Source organism: Actinosynnema sp. NPDC004786 (genome assembly GCF_053601135.1).
Map to the genome: position 1 here is coordinate 187,574 of NZ_JBSGBG010000008.1, position 19,962 is coordinate 207,535.

At 73.6% G+C, this 19,962-nt stretch carries 19 protein-coding genes; 8 read left to right on the forward strand and 11 right to left on the reverse strand.

From position 1 onward, the window contains the following. Positions 1–23: 23 nt before the first annotated feature. Together ACWEFJ_RS09740 and ACWEFJ_RS09745 are read right to left on the reverse strand one after the other, a co-directional pair. A complete protein-coding gene (locus ACWEFJ_RS09740; protein ID WP_449713470.1) occupies positions 24–1,007 on the reverse strand; it encodes an RICIN domain-containing protein in 984 nt (327 codons plus the stop codon). A gap of 152 nt (positions 1,008–1,159) precedes the next feature. Next, positions 1,160–1,951, reverse strand: a complete 792-nt coding sequence (locus tag ACWEFJ_RS09745; RefSeq protein WP_378090927.1) for an AraC family transcriptional regulator — start codon at positions 1,949–1,951, stop codon at positions 1,160–1,162. Positions 1,952–2,000: 49 nt separating this feature from the next. On the opposite strand from ACWEFJ_RS09745, the gene ACWEFJ_RS09750 reads away from it, so the two are divergent. Beyond that, entirely contained in the window at positions 2,001–2,414 is a 414-nt protein-coding gene (locus ACWEFJ_RS09750; protein ID WP_449713471.1) for a DUF2000 family protein, read from the forward strand. A gap of 90 nt (positions 2,415–2,504) precedes the next feature. Here the strand turns inward: ACWEFJ_RS09750 and rhaS are convergent, their stop codons facing one another. From rhaS to ACWEFJ_RS09770, 4 genes are read right to left on the reverse strand one after another with little or no spacing between them, the layout of a single operon-like run. After that, positions 2,505–3,572: a rhamnose ABC transporter substrate-binding protein gene (gene rhaS / locus ACWEFJ_RS09755; RefSeq protein WP_449713472.1), complete on the reverse strand. Its 1,068-nt coding sequence runs from the start codon at positions 3,570–3,572 to the stop codon at positions 2,505–2,507. Next, a complete protein-coding gene (locus ACWEFJ_RS09760; protein ID WP_449713473.1) occupies positions 3,569–4,543 on the reverse strand; it encodes an ABC transporter permease in 975 nt (324 codons plus the stop codon). The genes rhaS and ACWEFJ_RS09760 overlap by 4 nt, the downstream gene beginning before the upstream one ends. Continuing rightward, positions 4,536–5,534 (reverse strand): ABC transporter permease, encoded by a 999-nt coding sequence (locus ACWEFJ_RS09765; RefSeq protein WP_449713474.1) that lies wholly within the window; start codon positions 5,532–5,534, stop codon positions 4,536–4,538. Before ACWEFJ_RS09765 ends, ACWEFJ_RS09760 begins: the two co-directional genes overlap by 8 nt. Continuing rightward, positions 5,531–7,060 (reverse strand): sugar ABC transporter ATP-binding protein, encoded by a 1,530-nt coding sequence (locus ACWEFJ_RS09770; protein WP_449713475.1) that lies wholly within the window; start codon positions 7,058–7,060, stop codon positions 5,531–5,533. The genes ACWEFJ_RS09765 and ACWEFJ_RS09770 overlap by 4 nt, the downstream gene beginning before the upstream one ends. Before the next feature lie 182 nt (positions 7,061–7,242). Here ACWEFJ_RS09770 and ACWEFJ_RS09775 point away from each other — a divergent pair, with 182 nt between their 5' ends. The 5 genes from ACWEFJ_RS09775 to ACWEFJ_RS09795 all read left to right on the forward strand — a co-directional run bounded on the left by ACWEFJ_RS09775 (position 7,243) and on the right by ACWEFJ_RS09795 (position 12,287). Continuing rightward, a complete protein-coding gene (locus tag ACWEFJ_RS09775; protein WP_449713476.1) occupies positions 7,243–7,686 on the forward strand; it encodes a rhamnogalacturonan endolyase family protein in 444 nt (147 codons plus the stop codon). A 278-nt stretch (positions 7,687–7,964) separates the two neighbouring features. After that, on the forward strand, positions 7,965–8,066 hold the full coding sequence (gene kdpF / locus ACWEFJ_RS09780; RefSeq protein WP_378090941.1) for a K(+)-transporting ATPase subunit F: 102 nt from the start codon (positions 7,965–7,967) through the stop codon (positions 8,064–8,066). Next, a complete protein-coding gene (gene kdpA, locus ACWEFJ_RS09785) occupies positions 8,066–9,688 on the forward strand; it encodes a potassium-transporting ATPase subunit KdpA (RefSeq protein ID WP_449713477.1) in 1,623 nt (540 codons plus the stop codon). Before kdpF ends, kdpA begins: the two co-directional genes overlap by 1 nt. 26 nt (positions 9,689–9,714) lie before the next feature. Then, a complete protein-coding gene (gene kdpB, locus ACWEFJ_RS09790; RefSeq protein ID WP_449713498.1) occupies positions 9,715–11,739 on the forward strand; it encodes a potassium-transporting ATPase subunit KdpB in 2,025 nt (674 codons plus the stop codon). Positions 11,740–11,744: 5 nt separating this feature from the next. After that, positions 11,745–12,287: a potassium-transporting ATPase subunit C gene (locus ACWEFJ_RS09795; protein WP_449713478.1), complete on the forward strand. Its 543-nt coding sequence runs from the start codon at positions 11,745–11,747 to the stop codon at positions 12,285–12,287. A 303-nt stretch (positions 12,288–12,590) separates the two neighbouring features. Here ACWEFJ_RS09795 and ACWEFJ_RS09800 read toward each other — a convergent pair whose 3' ends face one another. The 3 genes from ACWEFJ_RS09800 to ACWEFJ_RS09810 are packed head-to-tail and all read right to left on the reverse strand — an operon-like array spanning position 12,591 to position 15,348. Further along, complete coding sequence (locus ACWEFJ_RS09800; RefSeq protein ID WP_449713479.1) at positions 12,591–13,250, reverse strand: response regulator transcription factor; 660 nt, start codon at positions 13,248–13,250, stop codon at positions 12,591–12,593. Further along, the gene (locus ACWEFJ_RS09805; RefSeq protein WP_449713480.1) at positions 13,241–14,980 is read right to left on the reverse strand and encodes an ATP-binding protein; all 1,740 of its coding nucleotides are present in this window, start codon (positions 14,978–14,980) and stop codon (positions 13,241–13,243) included. Before ACWEFJ_RS09805 ends, ACWEFJ_RS09800 begins: the two co-directional genes overlap by 10 nt. Before the next feature lie 2 nt (positions 14,981–14,982). After that, the gene (locus tag ACWEFJ_RS09810; protein WP_449713481.1) at positions 14,983–15,348 is read right to left on the reverse strand and encodes a response regulator; all 366 of its coding nucleotides are present in this window, start codon (positions 15,346–15,348) and stop codon (positions 14,983–14,985) included. 153 nt (positions 15,349–15,501) lie between these two features. Here ACWEFJ_RS09810 and ACWEFJ_RS09815 point away from each other — a divergent pair, with 153 nt between their 5' ends. Both ACWEFJ_RS09815 and ACWEFJ_RS09820 read left to right on the forward strand, forming a co-directional pair. Continuing rightward, positions 15,502–16,485, forward strand: coding sequence for an RICIN domain-containing protein (locus ACWEFJ_RS09815; protein WP_449713482.1), 984 nt, complete (start codon positions 15,502–15,504; stop codon positions 16,483–16,485). Positions 16,486–16,662: 177 nt separating this feature from the next. Beyond that, positions 16,663–17,526 carry a phosphotransferase enzyme family protein gene (locus ACWEFJ_RS09820; protein WP_449713483.1) on the forward strand — a complete coding sequence of 288 codons (864 nt, stop codon included), beginning with the start codon at positions 16,663–16,665 and terminating at the stop codon, positions 17,524–17,526. 45 nt (positions 17,527–17,571) lie between these two features. Here the strand turns inward: ACWEFJ_RS09820 and ACWEFJ_RS09825 are convergent, their stop codons facing one another. Then, a complete protein-coding gene (locus ACWEFJ_RS09825) occupies positions 17,572–19,194 on the reverse strand; it encodes a tannase/feruloyl esterase family alpha/beta hydrolase (RefSeq protein ID WP_449713484.1) in 1,623 nt (540 codons plus the stop codon). 179 nt (positions 19,195–19,373) lie between these two features. Next, positions 19,374–19,907, reverse strand: coding sequence for a hypothetical protein (locus tag ACWEFJ_RS09830; RefSeq protein ID WP_378097789.1), 534 nt, complete (start codon positions 19,905–19,907; stop codon positions 19,374–19,376). Between the last annotated feature and the right edge of the window lie 55 nt (positions 19,908–19,962).

A 19,962-nucleotide genomic window follows, 5' to 3' on the forward strand; every position in this document is an offset into this window, starting at 1 on the left:
ACGTCCGGGCCGCCCTCGGCCGGCTAGCGCCAGCGCTGGTTGGCGTAGGTCGGGTAGCAGGGGTAGACCTCGACCCGGTCCTCGTACTGGGCGAGGTAACCGCCCCCGGTCAGGCACAGGCGCGGATCGGCGCCGTAGCGGTAGAGGTACTCCGGGGTGCCGAGCCAACTGGTGCCCACCTGTTCCCGGAACCACAGCAGGTAGGCGTCGCGGGTGGTGCCCGGGTCGCAGGGGTACCCGCCCACCGGGCTGTGGGAGTAACCGGCCGAGCCGAGGCACAGGCGCTTGCCCGGCGCGTACAGGAGGTGACCGACCCGGCCCGCGGAGTCCACCACCGGGCGGACGAGGAAGTCCTCGTGCTCGCTCGCGCCGTAACGGGTCATGACCGACTCGAACGAGTACACCATCGTCAGGACCTTGGTCGTGGGCGGGTCGCTGATCGGCGCCGGCTGCACCAACGGCGCGCTGTAGGTCATCCACTGCTCGTCCCGCGCACCGCAGTGGTCCATGAACAAGGGCCGGCCCTTCACCGACGGCACGGTCAGGCACAGCCCGCCCAGCCCGACCAACCGGAACCCGCCGTTGCCCGTGGTGTCGATCCGCCACAGCTGGGGGTCGCCGTCGTAGCAGGGCCAGCTCCAGACGGGCGTGCCGGGCGCGGTGTTGCCCCACTCGACGTCCACGCACAGGTTGCTGTGCGCGGCGCGCACCGAGAAGTAGCCGGGCCGCCGCCGGCTCTCCTCCCACACGAAGAACTGGTTGGCGTAACCGACGAACGGGTAGGACACGACTTCTGCGCCCTGGCCGCCACCACCGCCCACGTCCCACACGAAACCGCTGTGCAGCCCTGCCATCACCACGCCGCTGCCGGTGCGCAGCGCCGTCGGCGGCGAGGCGTGCGCGGCCGGCGCCGCCGCGACCGCGGCCACGGGCAGGCCCAGCAGCACCGAGAGGACGATCGGCAGCAGGCGGGATCTCCCGCGTGATCGCCGGCTGAACACGAACATGGCACGTTCCCTTCCCCGGAGGCGACGCCCACGGCCGGGCGGCGGTCGTCATCGTCCCCGGCGGTGAACGCGCTGTCGTCCTGGGAAACCAGGAGTTCCCGGCGGGCGGCGCCGAGCGCGCGGGCTTCCCGGCCACGCCCCGGCCGACGGGGTCAGCGCCGCGCGCCCGATCGCGCGTACGCGCCCGGCGCGGTGCCGAGCATCCGGCGGAAGTGCCGGGTCAGGTGCGACTGGTCGTAGAACCCGACGGCGGGCGCGACCTCGGCCGGCGGCACGCCGTCGAGCAGCAGGCGGCGGGCCAGGTCGACGCGCCGGCCGGTGAGGTACCGGTGCGGCGGCAGGCCGAACTCGCGGGTGAACGCGCGGACCAGGCGTTCGGGGCCGGCCGCCAGCCGGGCGGCGGCGTCGGTCAGGGTGAGGCCGTCCGTCACGTGCGCGTCCAGCAGGTCCCGCAGCGCGCGGGCCAGGCCCGGCTCGGGGGTCGGCGCGGTCGGCTCGCGCCGGCGCAGGTGGGCCTGCACCCGGTCGCGGACCAGGGCCAGCCTGGACTCGGCCTCCCACTCGTCGCCGCCGCGCAGCACCCCGTGCAACTGGTGCACGCGCAGCCGCAGCGCCGGGTCGGCGAACGCCGGGCGGTCGACCGCCGCGCCGACCAGGTCCGTGCCCAGCACCTCCGGGTCCAGGTACAGCACCCGCTTGCCGAAGCCCTCCGGGGTCGCGTTGCGCCCGTCGTGCGGCACGTGCGGCGGCAGCAGGGTGACCGAGGCGGGCGGCGCGCCGTGCTCGCGGTGGTCCAGGCCGTAGGTCACCGTGCCGGTGTCCACCAGCAGCAGCGTCCACGCGGCGTGCGTGTGCGCCGGGTAGGCGTGGTCGGTGAAGTGCGCGTGCAGCACCTCCACGATGCCCGGCACGGCGGGCCGCCACGCGGCGATGTCAGGGCCCACGTCAAGAACGTACAAGACGCCGCCGGGCCGCACCGGCGACGGTGTCCGGGTGCAACGATTCGACACGAAGTTCGCCCTCCTGCTCCGGGACGACCTCGCGCCGTGGCAGGCGCTCAACGTGACCGCGTTCCTGGCCGGCGGCCTCACCGCCGCCGTGCCCGAGGCGGTCGGCGAGCCGTACGAGGACGCGGACGGGACGCGGTACCTGCCCATGCTCGGCCGGCCGGTGGTCGTGCTGACCGGCGGCAAGGAGGTCCTGACCGCCGCGCACGCCCGCGCGGTCGGGCGGGGGCTCCCGCTGGCCGTGTTCACCTCCGACCTGTTCGCCACCGGCAACGACGTGGACAACCGCGCCGCCGTGCGCGCCGTGCCGCGTGACGCGCTCGACCTCGTGGGCATCGGGGTGCACGGCCCGCGCAACGCGGTGGACAAGGTGCTCAAGGGCGCTCGGATGCACCCCTGACGGCCACTCCGGGCCACGGTCGAACACCGGTCGCGGGCTGATCGAAGGGGGGTCGGCGGCGTGGACGCCGACCCCGCGCACCCGGACCGGTCAGAAGTCGTACCGGTCGATGTTGCCCGCGTCGAAGGTCGTCGGCGGCCCGAGGACGATCTCGCCGTTCTCGCCGATGGTCCGCTCGCCGAGCCTGCCCGCCTTGAGCTTCTCCCCCTCCGCGCCGGTGATCTGCCCGGACGCGAGCGCGGCGGCGGCGTAGCCCGCCAGGTAGCCCAGTTCCCGCGGGTCCCACAGCGCGAACTCCGTGACCGTGCCGTCCTTGACGAACTGCCGCATCTGGTTCGGCGTGCCCAGCCCGGTGAGCGCCACCTTCCCCTTGTGCGGAGAGGAGGACAGGTACCGCGCGGCGGCGGAGATGCCCACCGTCGTCGGCGACACGATCCCCTTCAGGTCCGGGATGGACTGCAACAACGCCTGCGTCTCCTGGAACGACTTCTGGTCGTCGTCGTCCCCGTACGCCACCTTGACCAGTTCGAGGCCGGGGTGCTGCGCCAGCTCGTCCTCCATGAACCCGATCCAGGTGTTCTGGTTGGTGGCGTTGGGCGTGGCGGACAGGATCGCGATCTTGCCCCGGCCGCCGACCTGCCGCGAGATCAGCCGGATCTGGGACCGCCCGATCTCCTCGGAGTCGGCCTGGTTCACGAACACCTGGCGCGCGTCGGGCGCGGCGTCGGAGTCGACCGTCACCACGGCGATCCCCTTGGCCATCGCGTCCTTGAGCGCGGGCGCGACGGCGTTCGGGTCGTTGGCCGCGATCACGATCGCGTCCTGCCGCTGCTGCACGAGCGTGTTGATGTAGGAGACCTGCGAGGAGGCCGACGCGTCGGAGGGGCCGACCTCCTTGCCCTCGCCCTTGACCTCGGTAACCGCCTCGATGCCGCCCCGGTCCATGACGATCTCGTACGGGTTGTCCACCTCCTTGGGCAGGAAGGCGATCTTCAGCCCTTCCTCGACCGGCGCGTTCGGGTCCGCGGTCCCGACCGCCCCCGTGCCGCGGCCCGCGTCCTGCCCCGCGGTGGAGTCCTTGGTCGTCCCGCCGCACGCCGCGACGAGCACGAGGGCGAGCACGACCCCGGCCAGCTTCGGCGCGGTGTGGAGCTTCATCGTCGTTCCTCCAGGGATGAGACGGGTCGTCGTCCGCGCAGCACCCTCGCGGCGACCGGCACGAGCACCGAGACGATCAGCAGCAGGCCGTTCACGACGTTCTGGACCTCGTTCGTCACGTCGTTGAGGAACAGCACGTTGCGCAGCCCCGCCATCAGCAGCAACGCGCTCGCCACGCCGAGCACGGTGCCGCGCCCGCCGAAGATGGACACCCCGCCCAGCAGCACCGCCGTGACGGCGACCAGCTCCAGGCCGTTCGCGTTGTCCGCGCGGGCGCTGTTGTACCGCAGCGTGTAGATCAACGACGCCACCCCGCACAGCACGCCGGACACGACGTACAGGGTGAACTTCACGCGGTCGACCCGGATGCCGGAGAACCGCGCGGTCTGCTCGCCGAGACCGATGGCGTACAGCGCGCGCCCGGCCGGCGTGTGGTGGACGACCACCGCGGCCACCAACCCGACCACGAGCACCGGGATCAGGGCGTACGGCAGGAAGGTGCCGGGGACGAGGTCGGTGGCGAACGGCCGGTAGTTCTCCGGGAACCCGGTCACCGCGCCGTCGCCGAGCACCCCGTACGCCAGCCCCCGGTACAGGCCGAGCGTGCCGATCGTGACGGCCAGCGCGGGCAGCCCGAACCCCACCACCAGGCCCCCGTTGACCGCGCCCAGCAGCGCGCCCGCCACCAGCACCGCCGGCACGACGGTCTCGAACGGCACGCCGGCGTCCCACAGCACGCCGATCAGCGCGGAGCAGAAGCCGAGGACGGACGCCACCGACAGGTCGATCTCGCCGGTCAGCACGATCGGCAGCAACGCCATCGCCAGCAGCGCCACCTCGGTGAAGTCCTGGAGCAGGAAGCCGACGTTGCCCGCGTCGGCGAAACCGGGCGTGCCGGTCGAGCCGAACGCGAACACCGCGCCGCACAGCAGGAGCAGGACCACTTCCCAGCGCACCAGCCGGTCACGCACGACCGAGGCTCCTCTCCCGGCGCAGGCGGGCGGCCACCCGCAGCACCACGGCCCGGTCCAGCGAGATGGCCAGCAGCAGCGCCGCGCCGTCCACCGCCCGCTGCCAGAACGCGGGCACGCCCAGGACCGGCAGCGCGCCGCTGATCGTGGTGAGCAGCAGCGCGCCGAGCACCGCGCCCTGCACGGAGCCGCTGCCGCCGAAGATCGCCACCCCGCCGACCACGACGGCCGCGACCACGGCCAGCTCGCGGCCCGTGCCCACGGAGGCGTTGATCGTGCCGAAGTAGGCCACGTGCAGCACGCCCGCCAGGCCGACCAGCGCGCCGGACACGACGAACGCGGTGAACACCCGCCTGCCCGCCGGGATGCCCGCCAGCCGCGCCGCCTCCGGGTTCGACCCGATGGCGTACAGCTCCCGGCCGGACCGCCAGTTGTGCAGCGCGTACCCGATCACGACCAGCGCCGCCAGGGCGATCAGGCTCAGGTTGGGCACGCCGAGCACCGCGCCGCTGCCGAACGCGAGGAAGTCCGGCGACATCCGGTCGGCGTTGACCTGCCGCACGCCGGTCGCGCTCGCCCAGCCGTAGTCCAGGCCGCGGAACACGTAGAGCGTGCCGAGCGTGACCACCAGCGCGGGCACCTTGGCCACCGCGACCAGCGCGCCGTTGACCGCGCCGCAGACCGCGCCCAGCGCCATGCCCGCCGCCACCACCAGGACGACCGGCAGGTCCCGGTCGGCGAGGAACAGCTGCCCGGACAGGAACGCGGCGAGGCCCATCACGGAGCCGACGGACAGGTCGATGTTCCGGGTGATCACCAGCAGCGCCTGGCCGATGGCCAGCAGCGCGATGACGGAGGCGTTGAGGAACAGGTCGTGCAGCCCCTGCGCGTTGAGGAACGACGGCCGCACCGCCGCGGTGCCGGCCACCACCACGACGAGCGCGATCACGACGCCCAGCTCGCGGCCGGACAGCAGGGCGCGCGGCCTCATGCCGCACTCCCGGTCGCCGCGCGCATCACGGCCTCCTCGGTCGCCTCCGCGCCGGACAGCTCCGCGGCGATCCGCCCCTCGTGCACCACCAGCACCCGGTCGGCCATGCCCAGCACCTCGGGCAGCTCGGACGAGATCAGCAGGATCGCCATCCCGCCCGCCGCGAGGTCGGCCAGCAGGGCGTGCACCTCGACCTTCGTGCCGATGTCGATGCCCCTGGTCGGCTCGTCCACGATGAGCACGGACGGTTCGGTGGCCAACCACTTGCCCAGCACGACCTTCTGCTGGTTGCCGCCGGACAGCGTGGCGGCCGGGTCGGTCCAGCGGCCGACCTTCACCGAGAGCCGCCCGCCCCACTCCCGCGCCAGCGCCCGTTCCCGGCGGCGCCGGGTGATCCCGAGGGGCGAGACGCGCCGCAGCCGGGCCAGGCTCGCGTTGCGCTCCACCGACAGCTCCGGCACCAGGCCCTGCTCGCGGCGGTCCTCCGGCACCAGCGCCACACCGCGGTCGATGGCGGCCCGCGGGTCGCCGGGCGGCAGCTCGACGCCGTCCACCCGGACCGTGCCCGCGTCCCGGCCGTCCACCCCGAACACCGCCCGCGCCACCTCCGTGCGGCCGGAGCCGACCAGCCCGGCCAGGCCGACGATCTCGCCGCGCCGCACCTCGAAGGAGACGTCGCGGAACACGCCGGCGCGGGTCAGGCCCTCCACCACGAGCCGGGGTTCGCCGACCTCGGTGCGGCGGGCGGGGAAGAGCTGCTCGACCGAGCGGCCGACCATGCGCCGCACCAGCTCGTCGTGCCCGACCTCCGCGATGGGGTCGGTCGACACGAGCGCGCCGTCGCGCAGCACGGTCACCCGGTCGCACAGCTCGTACAACTCCTCCAGGCGGTGCGAGATGAACAGCAGCGCCGCGCCCCGTTCGGCGAGCCCGCGCGCCACCCGGAACAGCCGCCGGGCCTCGACCGCGGACAGCGCGGCGGTCGGCTCGTCCATCACGATCACGCGGGCGTCGGCCGACAGCGCCTTGGCGATCTCGATGATCTGCTGGTCCGCGATCGACAGGCCCCGGGTGGGCCGGGCGGGGTCGATCGGGACGCCGAGGAGGTCGAGCAGCTCGGTCGTGCGCCGGTGCATCTCCCGGCGGTCGATCCGCCGGCCCCGGCGCAGCGGCTGCCGACCCATGAAGACGTTCTCGGCCACGCCGAGGTCCGGGAACTGCACGGGTTCCTGGTGGATCACCGCGACCCCGCGCCGCCGGGCGTCGCGCGGCGAGGCGAACCGCACCGGTTCGCCGTCGAGCAGCACCTCGCCCGCGTCCGGCCGGTGCTCGCCGCCGATGATCCGCACCACGGTCGACTTGCCCGCGCCGTTCTCCCCCGCCAGCGCGTGCACCTCCCCCGCGTGCAGCGAGAGCGAGACGCCGCGCAACGCCCGGACGGCCTGGAACGACTTCCCGACGTCGCGGAGTTCGAGCAACGGGCGCACGCGGACCTCGCTCTCGCGGAACGTTGTGAAACGTTTCATTCCCGGCGACCGACGTTATCCAGGTCACATCGGTCCGTCAAGGCGGGCGATTCGGCTGAGACGTTTCATCGCGCGCCGGGACCGGGCCTGCGTGCGGTCCCCATCCAGGCCGTCACGCAGCGTCGCGGCCGATCGTGGGTCCTCGCCGCCGAACGTGTTCGACGACAACGTCGTTCTCGCACATGTGGAGGTGGCGTGCGCGCAGCATCCCTCGGGCGCGGACTCGCGACGATCACCCTCGTGGCCGCGTCGGTCACGACTTCGGCCCGGTCGGCCCCGGCCGTGGGGAACGCCTGAACCGCGGTGTGGTCAGCGTCCACACCGGCGACGGCGACTACGTCGGTTGGCGCGTGCCGACCGGTGACGCGCCGGGCACCGCCTTCAACCTCTGCCGCGACGGGGTGAAGGTCAACGCGCCCCCGATCACCGGGGCGTCGAACCACGTCGACAGGGGCGTGCCGGCCGACGCCGAGCACGTCGTCCGGGCCGTCGTGGGCGGGGTGGAGCAGGTGTCCGCAGTCGCCGACGACCCTGCGGTGCGGTTCACCGAGTGCCGACTACGTGCCGCCGCGCGGGGGACGCGGCGATGGGCGGCAGGACCCGGCCGGCACGGCGGTCACCGGTAGTCGCCGGACTCCGCCGTTCGTGCCGCCACGGATGTGTGACGGAACACGGCACGGGGCTCGTCGTCGTCAACAAGGCGTAAAGGACCCGATCGGGGGTGTCAGTACCCCGTCAGGCCGCACGGAATGCCCGGTCCGGGGATGCACCCTGTTCGGTGTCATCACCCTCGTGGGTTCGAGCGTCGGGAAGGGAGCGCGCACATGGCCGATATGGCCTACGTGGTGCTGCTGATCGGTGTGTTCCTGCTGTTGGCACTGACCGTGCGCGGACTGGGGCGGTTGTGAGCGGCACCGGGCCGGTCGCCAACGTCGTCGGCGGTGTCCTGGCGCTCGCGCTGATCGTGTACCTGTTCGTCGCGCTGATCAGACCGGAGAAGTTCTGATGCCCACCACGGTGGCCGGTCTGCTCCAGGTCGGCGTGCTGATCGTCGCGTTGGCCGCGGTGCACCGGCCGTTCGGCGACTACCTGGCCCGCGTCTACACCGGCACCCGGCACTCCCGGGTCGAGCGGGCCGTCTACCGGCTCGCCGGGGTCGATCCCGCTTCCGAGCAGCGCTGGGGGACCTATGCGCAGGGTGTGATCGCGTTCTCGTTCGTCGGCGCGGTGGTGCTGTACGCGTTGCAGCGGATCCAGTCGGTGCTGCCGTTCGACCACGGGCGCGGGAACGTGCCGGCCGCCATGGCGTTCAACACCGCGGTCAGCTTCGTGACGAACACCAACTGGCAGTCCTACGTCCCCGAGACGGTCATGGGGCACACGGTGCAGATGGCCGGCCTGACGGTGCAGAACTTCGTGTCCGCCGCGGTGGGCATGGCGGTGGCGGTCGCGTTGGTGCGCGGGTTCGTGCGGCACCGGACCGATCGGTTGGGGAACTTCTGGGTCGACCTGGTGCGCGGCACGGTCCGGGTCCTGCTGCCGGTGTCGTTCGCGTTCGCGGTCGTGCTGGTCGTGACGGGGGTCGTGATGAGCCTGAAGTCCGGGGTGGACGTCGACGGGCGGACCGTGGCCACCGCGCCGGTCGCCTCGCAGGAGGCGATCAAGGAGCTGGGCACGAACGGCGGCGGTGTGCTCAACGCCAACTCGGCGCACCCGTTCGAGAACCCCAACGCCTGGTCGAACCTGATCGAGGTGTTCCTGATCCTGGTCATCCCGGTCAGCCTGACCCGCACGTTCGGCACGCTGGTCGGCGACCGCCGGCAGGGCTACGTGCTGCTGTCGGTGATGGGCGTGATCTGGTCGCTGATGCTCACCGTCATCTGGGTCGCGGAGGCGGCCGGCCTGCGCCCCCTGGAGGGCAAGGAGCTGCGGTTCGGCGTTCCCGGCTCGGCGTTGTTCGCCAACTCCACCACGGGCACGTCGACCGGCGCGGTGAACTCGATGCACGACAGCTTCACCGGGCTGGGCGGTGGCGCGGCGTTGCTGAACATGCTGTTCGGCGAGATGACGCCCGGCGGTGCCGGCACCGGTCTCTACGGCATCCTCGTCATGGCGGTCATCGCGATGTTCCTGGCGGGCCTGATGGTCGGCCGCACGCCGGAGTACCTGGGCAAGAAGCTCGGCAGGCGGGAGGTCACGGCGGCGGCCGTGGCGATCCTGGCCATGCCGACGGTGATGCTGCTCGGCGCGGGCGTCGCCACGATCCTGCCCGGCACCCGAGGCTCGCTCAACAACCCCGGCGCGCACGGCCTGTCGGAAATCCTCTACGCGTACGCGTCGGCGTCGAACAACAACGGCAGCGCCTTCGCGGGCCTCACCGTGACCGGTGACTGGTTCCAGGCGTCGCTGGGCGTGTGCATGGCGGTGGGCCGGTTCGTCCCGATCATCGCGGTGCTGTGCCTGGCCGGCTCGCTGGCCGCGCAGCGGAAGGCGCCCGAGACGGCCGGTGCCCTGCCGACCACGGGCCCACTGTTCGCCACGCTGCTGGGCGGCGCGATCGTGCTGGTCGCCGCGCTGACCTTCGTGCCCGCTCTCGCCCTCGGTCCCATCGCGGAGGCCCTGCTGTGACCACCACGACCGCACACTCGCGGGAGATCCGCGAACGCCACGCGCGGAACCCGGGCCGCCGGGTCGCCGCGGGCGCGTTCCACCCCCGGCAGCTGGTCGAGTCCTTCCCGGACGCGCTGCGCAAGCTGCACCCGCGTCACCAACTGCGCAACCCGGTCATGTTCGTCGTGTGGATCGGCTCGCTGCTGGTGACCGTGTTCGCCATCGGCGACCCCGGCGTGTTCACGATCGCGGTGGCGGCGTGGCTGTGGGCGACCGTCCTGTTCGCCAACCTCGCCGAGGCCGTCGCCGAGGGCCGGGGCAAGGCGCAGGCCGACTCCCTGCGCCGCACCAAGAGGGACGCCGTCGCCCGCCGCCTCGCCGAGGACGGCGGCGAGGAACGCGTCCCCGGCGCCGAACTGCGCGTCGGCGACCTCGTCGTGGTCGAGGCGGGCGAGGTGATCCCGGGTGACGGCGACGTGGTCGAGGGCATCGCCACGGTGGACGAGTCGGCGATCACCGGCGAGTCCGCCCCCGTCATCCGGGAGTCGGGCGGCGACCGGTCGGCCGTGACGGGCGGCACCACGGTGTTGTCGGACCGGGTCGTCGTGCGGATCACCACCAAGCCCGGCGAGTCGTTCGTCGACCGGATGATCGCGCTGGTGGAGGGCGCGCGGCGGCAGAAGACGCCCAACGAGATCGCGTTGACGATCCTGCTGTCCACGCTGACGGTCATCTTCCTGCTCGCGGTGGTGGCGTTGCAGCCGTTCGCGGTCTTCTCCGGCGGCGAGCAGTCGGTGGTCGTGCTGACCGCCCTGCTGGTGTGCCTGATCCCGACCACGATCGGCGCGCTGCTGTCCGCGATCGGCATCGCGGGCATGGACCGGTTGGTGCAGCGCAACGTGCTGGCGACGTCGGGCAAGGCCGTCGAGGCGGCCGGTGACGTCGACACCCTGCTGCTGGACAAGACCGGCACCATCACCTGGGGCAACCGGCGGGCGACGGAGTTGATCCCGGTCAACGGGACCGGGATGGACGTGCTCGTGGACGCCGCCCGGTTGTCGAGCCTGGCCGACGGCACGCCCGAGGGCCGCAGCATCATCGAGCTGTGCGTGACCGGGCACGGCCGCTCCGCCGAGCCCGCCGACGCGGAGCGCGCCGGCGAGTTCGTGCCGTTCACCGCGCAGACCCGGATGAGCGGTGTCGACCTGGCCGGCCGCCGCATCCGCAAGGGCGCGGCGAGCGCGTTCACCCTGGATGACACCACCAGGGCCGTGGTCGACGCGATCGGCGAGCAGGGCGGCACCCCGCTCGTGGTGGCCGAGAACGACGTGGTGCTGGGCGTGATCCGCCTGTCGGACGTGGTCAAGCCCGGGATGCGGGAGCGGTTCGCCGAGCTGCGCGCCATGGGCATCCGCACGGTCATGGTCACGGGCGACAACCCGTTGACCGCCAGGGCCATCGCCGACGAGGCCGGGGTGGACGACTTCCTCGCCGAGGCCAGGCCCGAGGACAAGATGACCCTGATCCGCGAGGAGCAGGAGGGCGGCAAGCTGGTCGCGATGACCGGTGACGGCACCAACGACGCCCCGGCCCTCGCCCAGTCCGACGTCGGCGTGGCCATGAACACCGGCACCTCGGCCGCCAAGGAGGCCGGGAACATGGTCGACCTGGACTCCGACCCGACCAAGCTGATCGAGATCGTGGAGATCGGCAAGCAGCTGCTGATCACGCGCGGCGCGCTGACCACCTTCAGCGTGGCCAACGACCTGGCGAAGTACTTCGCGATCCTGCCCGCCATGTTCGCCGCCATCCACCCCCAGTTGGACCGGCTGGACATCATGCGCCTGGGCTCGCCGCAGTCGGCGATCCTGTCCGCGGTGATCTTCAACGCGCTGATCATCGTGGTGCTGATCCCGCTGGCCCTGCGCGGGGTCCGGTACCAGCCGGCCGGCGCCGCGGCGCTGCTCCGGCGCAACCTGCTGGTCTACGGCCTGGGCGGCGTCGTCACGCCGTTCGCCGGGATCTGGCTGATCGACCTGCTCGTCCGCCTCATCCCCGGGATCGGGTGACAACCGTGCGCAACTTCGTCAAGCAGGCCCTGGCCGGGCTGCGCGTCCTCGTCGTGCTGACCGCCATCACCGGCGTGCTCTACCCGGCGGCGGTGTGGGGCGTGTCCCGGCTGCCCGGCCTGCACGCCAAGGCCGAGGCCGTCGACACCACCCTGGTCGGCGTGGACCGCGAGGGAGGGCAGTGGTTCCGCACCCGCCCCTCCGCGGCGACGCCGCCCGCCTCGGGCGGCTCCAACAAGGGTGAGCTGAACGCGGAGTACGACGCGGTGATCGCCGAGCGACGTGCGGCGGTCGCCCGGCGCGAGGGCGTGCCCGAGGACCGGGTGCCGCCGGACGCGGTGACCGCCTCCGCGTCCGGCCTGGACCCGCACATCAGCCCGGCGTACGCGGAACTCCAGGTGCCGCGGGTGGCCCGGGAGAACGGGCTGCCCGAGGACGTCGTGCGCCGACTGGTCGCCGAGAGCACCGAGGGACGCGCCGCGGGGTTCCTCGGCGAGCCGGGTGTCAACGTCACCGCGCTCAACCGCGCGGTCGAGGCCGCCGGGTAGGCATGCCCGAGCGCGGACGGGGTGAGCTGCGCGTCGTGGACCACGGCCGCGGCCTGCCGAGGAACACCTCCGACACCGCGCTCGCCCCTTCCCACGGCTCGGCGACCGCGACCGCGCCCACGGGCTCGGGCTTGGGCTCGCTCGGGCTTCGGCTCTGGCTGGGGCTGGGGCTGGGGCTGGGGCTGTGGCTGGGCCTGGGGCTCGGGCTTGGGCTTGGGCTTGGGCTTGGGCTTGGGCCCAGTGTCACCAAGGGCTTCACCGGAGCGATGGGCGGCACCATCGCCGAGCGGATCCCGTCGGTGCCTACGGGGCGGCGCGGTCGCGGTCGGTCAGGTAGGCGAGCACCGCGGTGACGCGCCGGTTGCCCGACGGCCCCGCCGCGATGCCGAGCTTGCGGAAGACGTTGCCGGTGTGGGTGCCCACGGTGGTGAGGGCGATCTTGAGCCGGTCGGCGATGCCCTGGTCGGACAGTCCCTGCGCCATCAGGGTGAGCACGTCGCGCTCGCGCTGGGTGAGGTGCGCTAACAGCTCCCGGCCCCCGGCCGGCACGAGCGTGGACACCACGTCGGGGTCCACGGCGGTGCCGCCCCCGGCGATGCGGCGCAGCACGTCGTCCAGCATCCGGCCGTCGGACAGGTTGTCCTTGAGCAGGTAGCCGACCCCGGTCGCGCCGCCGTCCAGCAGCGCGGTGGCCCAGGTGTGCTCGGCGTAGTGCGACAGCACGAGCACCGCGACGCGCGGGTGGCGCGTCCGGATGGCGACGCCCAGGCGCAGGCCCTCGTCGCTGAACGTCGGCGGCAGGCGGACGTCGAGGATGGCGACGTCCGGCGCGTGGCGGGCGACGAGCCCGAGCACCTGCTCGGACCGCACCGCGGTGGCGACCACCTCGTGGCCCAGCCCGGTCACCACGCGGACCAGCCCTTCCCTGGCCAGCAACGAGTCCTCGGCGATGATCACCCGCACGGCAGCTCCGCGGTCAGGGTCGTGCCGTGCCCGGCGGGGCTGTGGAGCGTGAGCCGACCGCCCACGGCGGCGACGCGGTCGGTGAGGCCGGACAGCCCCGAACCGGGTGCCGGCGTGGCGCCGCCGACCCCGTCGTCGGCGATCCGCACGACCAGGCATCCGCCGACCTCGACGTGCACCTCGACCCCGATCCGGGCGGCCCGCGCGTGACGCACCGCGTTGGCCACGGCCTCGCTCACCACGAAGTACGCGGTGGCCTCGACGGCCTGCCGCAGCCGCGGCAGCTCGCCGATCCGCACGTCGGAGCGCAGCGGGACGCGGACGAGCAGTTGCTCGACGGCTGCCCGCAGGCCCTGCATGGTGAGCACGGCGGGGTGGATGCCGCGGGCCAGTTCGCGCAGCTCCCGGGTCGCCAGCCGCAGCTCGGCCTCCACCTCGTCGAGCAGCGCGACCGTCTCGGGTCTCGTGCCGTCGGGGCTCAGCGACTGCCGCACCAGGTTCAGGATCAGGCCGACCGAGAGCAGCCGTTGCTGGGCGCCGTCGTGCAGGTCGCGTTCCAGCCGGCGGCGGGCGTCGTCGCCCGCCGTGACCAGCCTGGCCCGGGACGCGCGCACCTCCTCGAGCTGACGCCACATCGCCTCCTGCAAGCGCGCGTTCTCCAGCGCCAGCCGCACCGCCGCGCCCGCCGACTCCAGCAACGCGGGTTCGGTCCGCAGGCCGGCGTCGTGCACGATCACCGCCAGGGGGTCGTCGGCGTCGCCGACCACCGTGCGCCGGGCCGGGTCGTCGGGGAGGTCGACGGCCTCGCCCGCGGCGTCCACGCAACCTCCGGGTGTGGGGAACCCGATGCGCAGCCCGGGGTCGTCCAGCGCGGTGGAGAGGGCCTCCCGCAGCCGGTCGGCCCGCACGAACCGGATGTGCCGGACCAGGTCGGACACCCGCGCCTCGTCCAGGCGCGCCCGCAGCAGCCCGAGGAAAAACGCCAGCGGCACGGCGACGAGCGAGGCGAACTGCGCCGGCGCGAGCGCCTGGTCCACCCCGTCCGGCGAGGCCGCCGCCAGCAGGCCCACCACGGCGAACAGCACCGCCGTCGCGACCATCGCCACCCCCGGGAAGGCCAGCACCCGCCGCTGCCGCCGGCTCGCCCGGACGAGCCGGTGCACGATCACCGACGCCCCGACCAGGGTGAGCACCGCCGAGCCCAGCCCGGACAGCTGCGCCGTCGCCGCGGCCAGGCCCGGGTGGTCGACCAGCGGCATCGGCGCGCACACGTCGCGGCACCGGCCCTCCGGCCGGATGGGCCCGGCCAGCGCCTGCGCCAGGGCCGTCACGCCACCGAACACCCACCCCGCGACCGCCACCCCACGCCCGAGCCGGTCGTGCACGACCCCGGACGGGTAGGCGAGGAAGACGTGCGCGCCCAGCGGCAGTTGGAACGCGGTCAGCACGAACGCGACCGCCACGACGCCGTTCACCGCGCCCGAGCCGGTCTCCAGCGCGAACGCGGCGGGTGCGGTGCTCGCGAGCAACGTCCCCAGGATCGTCATCAGCAGCCCCATCCGGCTGCCGGGCCGGATCCGGGCGGCGAGGTAGCCGGCGACGAGCCAGGTGAGGACCTGACCGATCTCCTTGAGGTCGAACAGGAACCCGTAGGCGCCGTACCGGCCCGCCAGCCAGGCGTCCACCGCCGTCAGGCCCAGGCCCGCGGCCACCACCACCCGGACGGGCACGCTCACCACGGCGGCAGGCCCGCCAGCCCGGCCACCCGCAGGCCGCTGAACTCGTCCTTGGGCAGGAACCCCGCCGCCGGCGACGCGTCGATCCGCTCCCCCAGCTCGGCGCGGGCGAGGCTGGAGATCAGCACCACCCGCGGGGGCACGGGGAGCGCGGCGAGTTCCTCGGCCACCGTGAGTCCGTCCACATCCGGTAGCAGTACATCAAGGACCACCACATCGGGCCGCAGTTCGCGGGCTCGGGCGAGGGCTTCCCGCCCGTCGGCGGCCTCGCCGACCACGGTCAGCCCCTCGGACTCCAGCAGTCGACGGGCCACGCGCCGGAACCCCGCGTGGTCGTCCACCAGGAGGACGCTCGCTCGCACACCCCCATCCTGCTGCTCCGTGGCGGCGGAGGGATCTTCGCGGGCCGAATCTCGTGGTTTCCCCGGAGGCGCGGCGGCGGCGCCCGCGGTCACTGTTGCGGTCGGCCCCCGTGCCGACCGACCGGATCAAGCCGGTGAGAGGAGCTGGTCCCGTTGCGCTTCGCCCCACGTGCTCGTGCCCTGGTGGTGGTCGCCACCCTGTTCGCCTCGCTGACCGCGGCCATCGCGCCGAACGCCCAAGCGCTGCCGGTCACGTTCGACCGCACGGATTGGCCCGTGGTCATGGGTTCGGTGGACTTCGGCATGACGGTGCACGTCAAGGACTTCAACCGCGAGGACGGCGCGGTCATCGCGCCCTTCGGGTTCGTCGGCTACTCCAACGAGTTCTGGCGGTGGCGGCGCAAGCCCGCCGCCGGCTACTACGACGTCGTGAACGCCTTCAGCGGCAAGTGCCTGGACGTCCAGTGGGGCAGCCACGCGATCGGCGCGCCGGTGTGGCAGTGGCCCTGCAACGGCCTCGACGCGCAGCTGTGGCGCGTGGAGTGGCTGCCCGGCACGACGTTGCAGCGCTACGTCAACCGCGGCAGCGGCCTGTGCCTGACCATGCCGGCGGTGCGCGGCCAGAGCCTCTACCAGGACGTGTGCGGCAGCCGTGACGGCCAGGCGTTCGACTACATCCGGCCGCTGGTCAACCCGGTGCCCATCACCGACCCGCCCACCACGAAGGTCATCACCTACACGTCGTCCGGCGCGGCGGTCATGTCGCGCTTCGCCATGCTGCTGGAGCAGGACCTCAGCCTCGAGTTCCGCTGGACGCTGCCGGACGGCCACGTGATCAACCGGATCCACAACGAGTGGCGCGACGCGTGCCTGACCGTGGGAGCCCTGACCGGCACGGGCGCTCCGGTGTCCTGGGCGTGGTGCAGCCCCGGAGCACCACAACCCGGCGTGGCGTACCCGGTGAACCAGCTGTGGACCACCACCCCCGTCGGCACCGACCGGTGGGGCTCCACGGAGTACCAGTACCGCTACTACACCACCAACTGGTGCCTGACCCGCGACTACGTCGCCGCGGACCGGCTGGGCGTGACCGCCTGCAACCCGGCCGACCCGCGTCAACGCTGGCGCGACGTCTGACCGGCGTGCCGCGGGTCGCCCCCGCCGGGCAACCCGCGGCAGACGCCGACCGACCGGCCCGCCGGGCAAGCCGCAGCAGGCGACATCCGACCGGCCCGCCGCACGGCAACCCGCGGCAGGCCCTCGCCGGGGAGAAGTGGTTCCAGAGGACGGTGGCCGGTGTGCCAGGATCCGCGGATGGAGATGTCCACCGTGACGCGGGCGACGGCGGCCGCGACGGCGGTCGCCGCGTCGCTCGGCCTGCCGGTCGGCGGCGCGGAGGTGCTCCACAACTCGAACAAGCTGGCACTGCGGCTGACGCCGTGCGACGTCTTCGCCCGGGTCGCCCCGGTGGGGCAGGAGGTCGCGCGGTTCGAGGTCGAGCTGGCCCGGCGGCTCGCCGAGGTCGGAGGCCCGGTGTGCCCCTTGGAGCCCCGCGTGGACCCGCGCGTGCACACGCGCGACGGCTTCGCCGTGACGCTGTGGACCTACTGCGAGCCCGTGGCGCACGTCCCGCCGCAGGACTTCGCGAAGGCGCTGGAACTGCTGCACGCCGGCATGCGCGAGGTCGACCTGCCGAGTCCGCGGTTCACGGACCGGGTCACGCAGGCGGAGGACGTCGTCGCCGACCCGGATCGCTCGCCGGGGCTCGCCGACGCGGACCGCGCCTTCCTCGGCGGCAGGCTCGCGGCACTGCGCCGCGCGATCGAGGAACGCGGTGCCCCGGAGCAGCTGCTCCACGGCGAGCCGCACCCGGGCAACGTGCTCGGCACCGAGCGCGGTCCGGTGTTCATCGACTTCGAGACGTGCTGCCGCGGCCCCGTCGAGTTCGACCTCGCCCACGTGCCCGAGGCGGTCTGCGACCGCTACCCGGGCCTCGACCGGGGGCTGCTGGACGAGTGCCGGCAGCTCGTCCTCGCGATGGTCGCGGCGTGGCGTTGGGAGCGGGGCGACGAGTTCCCGAACGGGAGGCTGTTCGGCGAGGGACTGCTGCGCGCGCTGCGCGACGGTCCGCCCTGGCCGACGCTCGACGTGCTGCACGGGCGGTTGGCCGACCGGTAGGACCGCGCCGGGCCGGCCGTGGGACCGTCGTGGCCGAGCCGCGGGTCAGGGTGCGACCGGGCCCGACCTGTGGTGCAGGGACGAGCCGACCCAGTCGACCGCGTCGCGCGTCGGGCGGGTTGGCGGGGCGGGGTGGAAGTTGGCCGCGTCGTCGACGCTCCCGGTGCCGTCGTAGCGAGCCGTCAGCGGGTACGGGAACACCGGCCGGGTGCGCACCACGCGCCCGGCGGCGTCCCGGCCGGCGGCGGTGATGCGGTCGGGGGCGGTCCCGTGCTCGACCCACGCCAGCAGCGCGGGCACCGGGTCGAACCCGGTCAGCCCGGCGCCGCCGCCGCAGTGCCGGAGGCCGGGCACCATGAACACCCGCGCCCAGCGCCGCACGTCCCCGCCGTCGTGGCGCGCCAGCCGTTCATAGTAGTCGAGCAGGCCGCGCGGCGGGACGGCCTGGTCGCTCCAGCCGTGCCAGAGGATCAACCGGCCGCCCGCGCGGCGGAACTCGCTCAGGTCCAGGCTCATCGCGTTGCCGCGGGAGCCCTCCACGGCCAGCCGGGCGAACTCGCGGGTGGTGAACTCGACCTCGGCCAACGACGAGTGCGGCGTGCCCGTCGGGTAGCCCATGTGCCGGAGGTAGTTGTCCGCCAGCACGGCGGCCGTCGAGGTGTCGCCGAACCCGGGGATGGGGACGACCCAGCCGGCCCAGGCCGCTTCCGAGCCGCGTTCCTGACCGGCCGGGTAGAGCCTGGCGCCGTGCGCGTCGGTGGGTCCGGCGTACAGCCGGCGGACCACGTCGACCTGGGCCGGGGTGAGGCACGTCGGCCGGTCGACGCCGGGCGGGCACCGCAGCGCGGCCGGGTCGTGGTCGCACCGGCGCGGGTCGTCGATCTGGCCGTCCACCAGGCCGTCGAGGTGGTCGCAGTGCCTCATCACCGCGTCGTGCAGCGCGGGCAGCCGGTCGGCGGTGAGCACCGGGCGGCCGTCCGCGCCGGTGTTGGCCCGGACCAGCCACGCCTGGTAGAGCAGCAGCGCGGACATGTAGTTGACGGGCGCGCCGGCGACGATCCCGTCGAAGTCGTGCGGGTAGCGCTGGGCCAGCAGCAGCCCTTCCCGCCCGCCATTGGAGCACCCGCCGAAGTACGAGAACGACGGCGGATCGCCGTAGAACTCCTCGATGAGCCGCTTGGCGGCCATCGACACCACGTGCGGCGCGCGGAACGCCAGGTCGTCGCGGGCGGCCCGGTCGTCGGCGGCCCAGGCGCCGTCCAGGGAGGGCACCGGGGCGTCGCTCACGTGCCCGTCGTCGGTGGTGGCGACCGCGAGGCCGCCGACGTCCGCGCCGCAGTCGGGGAACGCCGGCGCCGCGAGCGAGCCGCAGAACCCGCCGCACCCGTACTGGAGGTAACGGCCGGTGTAGGTGGTGGTGGGCAGCTTCAGGTGGAATCGCACCCGCGGCTCGACGTACCCCAGCACCGCGCAGTGCGCGGCCTCCGCGCCCGCCCGCACCGGCTCGGCGCCCGTCACGTGCACGCGGGTCCCCGGGATCGCGAAGTCGTGGACCAGGTCCGCGCACTCGGCCACCGGCTCGATCGTGCCGGCCCGGGCGGCCGACGCGGTGGCCCCGGGAACGAGCAGCGCGGCCAGCAGGCCGACGACGACGGGCAAGCGGGCCACGCGCACCTCATCCCCTTGGCCGGCAACCGGTCCGACCGTAGCCCCCGCCCGCCGGTGGCCGACAGGGGTTCCGGGCCCGAACGCTCGGATCACCGCAGCGAGGTCCCCGTCGCGGACGCCGTCGGACCACCCGGGAGGTGGATACCCCGGCTCCCCGGGTGATCACGCCGACCCGGCGGTCACTCGGCGGGAGGCGGCGGCGCCCCGTCCGGCCGGGACGACTGCCCGAGGTGCGGACCGATCTCCATGTTGAGGTAGTCGACCGCCGCGAAGAACTCGTCCTCGGCCAGCACGACGTCGTAGTTCGGCCGGTACGCCTTGACGTCGAACTTCCGGTTGCGGGCCAGTTTGACCGGTGTCGGGTGCACGCGGGACCCGACGAGGGAGATGGTCGCGCCCACGTCCGGCAGGTTCGGCACGTGCACCGGGTGCGCCTCGAACCGCACGACTTCGCCCCAGGGCACCACCACGGCGCGCTTGATCGTGTCGCAGATCCTGACGCCGCGCGAGTTGACGTAGATGCCCGTCCGCGCGATGCGCCACCAGACGACACCCGAGACGGTGAAGATCGAGGCCAGGAACACCGTGCCCCAGGTACCCCGGCCCCATGCCGTCACGACCAGCGCGACCACCAGGAAGAGACCGCTGAGGACCGCGGTCAGCCGGGCCTGGGGCCTTCCCCCACGCGGTACCACCATGCGCCATGCCGTCATTGGGCCATTATCGACCGGTATGCCCCGGGATGGGTGGCCGCCGAGCGCGAGGCGA

What these genes read in the sequence shown, in the direction of transcription:
- ACWEFJ_RS09820 (WP_449713483.1), top strand. Translation starts at nt 16,663, where the DNA reads ATGGAGATGTCCACCGTGACGCGGGCGACGGCGGCCGCGACGGCGGTC.
- ACWEFJ_RS09830 (WP_378097789.1), bottom strand. Translation starts at nt 19,907, where the DNA reads ATGACGGCATGGCGCATGGTGGTACCGCGTGGGGGAAGGCCCCAGGCC.
- rhaS (WP_449713472.1), bottom strand. Translation starts at nt 3,572, where the DNA reads ATGAAGCTCCACACCGCGCCGAAGCTGGCCGGGGTCGTGCTCGCCCTC.
- ACWEFJ_RS09740 (WP_449713470.1), bottom strand. Translation starts at nt 1,007, where the DNA reads ATGTTCGTGTTCAGCCGGCGATCACGCGGGAGATCCCGCCTGCTGCCG.
- ACWEFJ_RS09770 (WP_449713475.1), bottom strand. Translation starts at nt 7,060, where the DNA reads ATGAAACGTTTCACAACGTTCCGCGAGAGCGAGGTCCGCGTGCGCCCG.
- ACWEFJ_RS09765 (WP_449713474.1), bottom strand. Translation starts at nt 5,534, where the DNA reads ATGAGGCCGCGCGCCCTGCTGTCCGGCCGCGAGCTGGGCGTCGTGATC.
- ACWEFJ_RS09775 (WP_449713476.1), top strand. Translation starts at nt 7,243, where the DNA reads ATGTGGAGGTGGCGTGCGCGCAGCATCCCTCGGGCGCGGACTCGCGAC.
- kdpA (WP_449713477.1), top strand. Translation starts at nt 8,066, where the DNA reads ATGCCCACCACGGTGGCCGGTCTGCTCCAGGTCGGCGTGCTGATCGTC.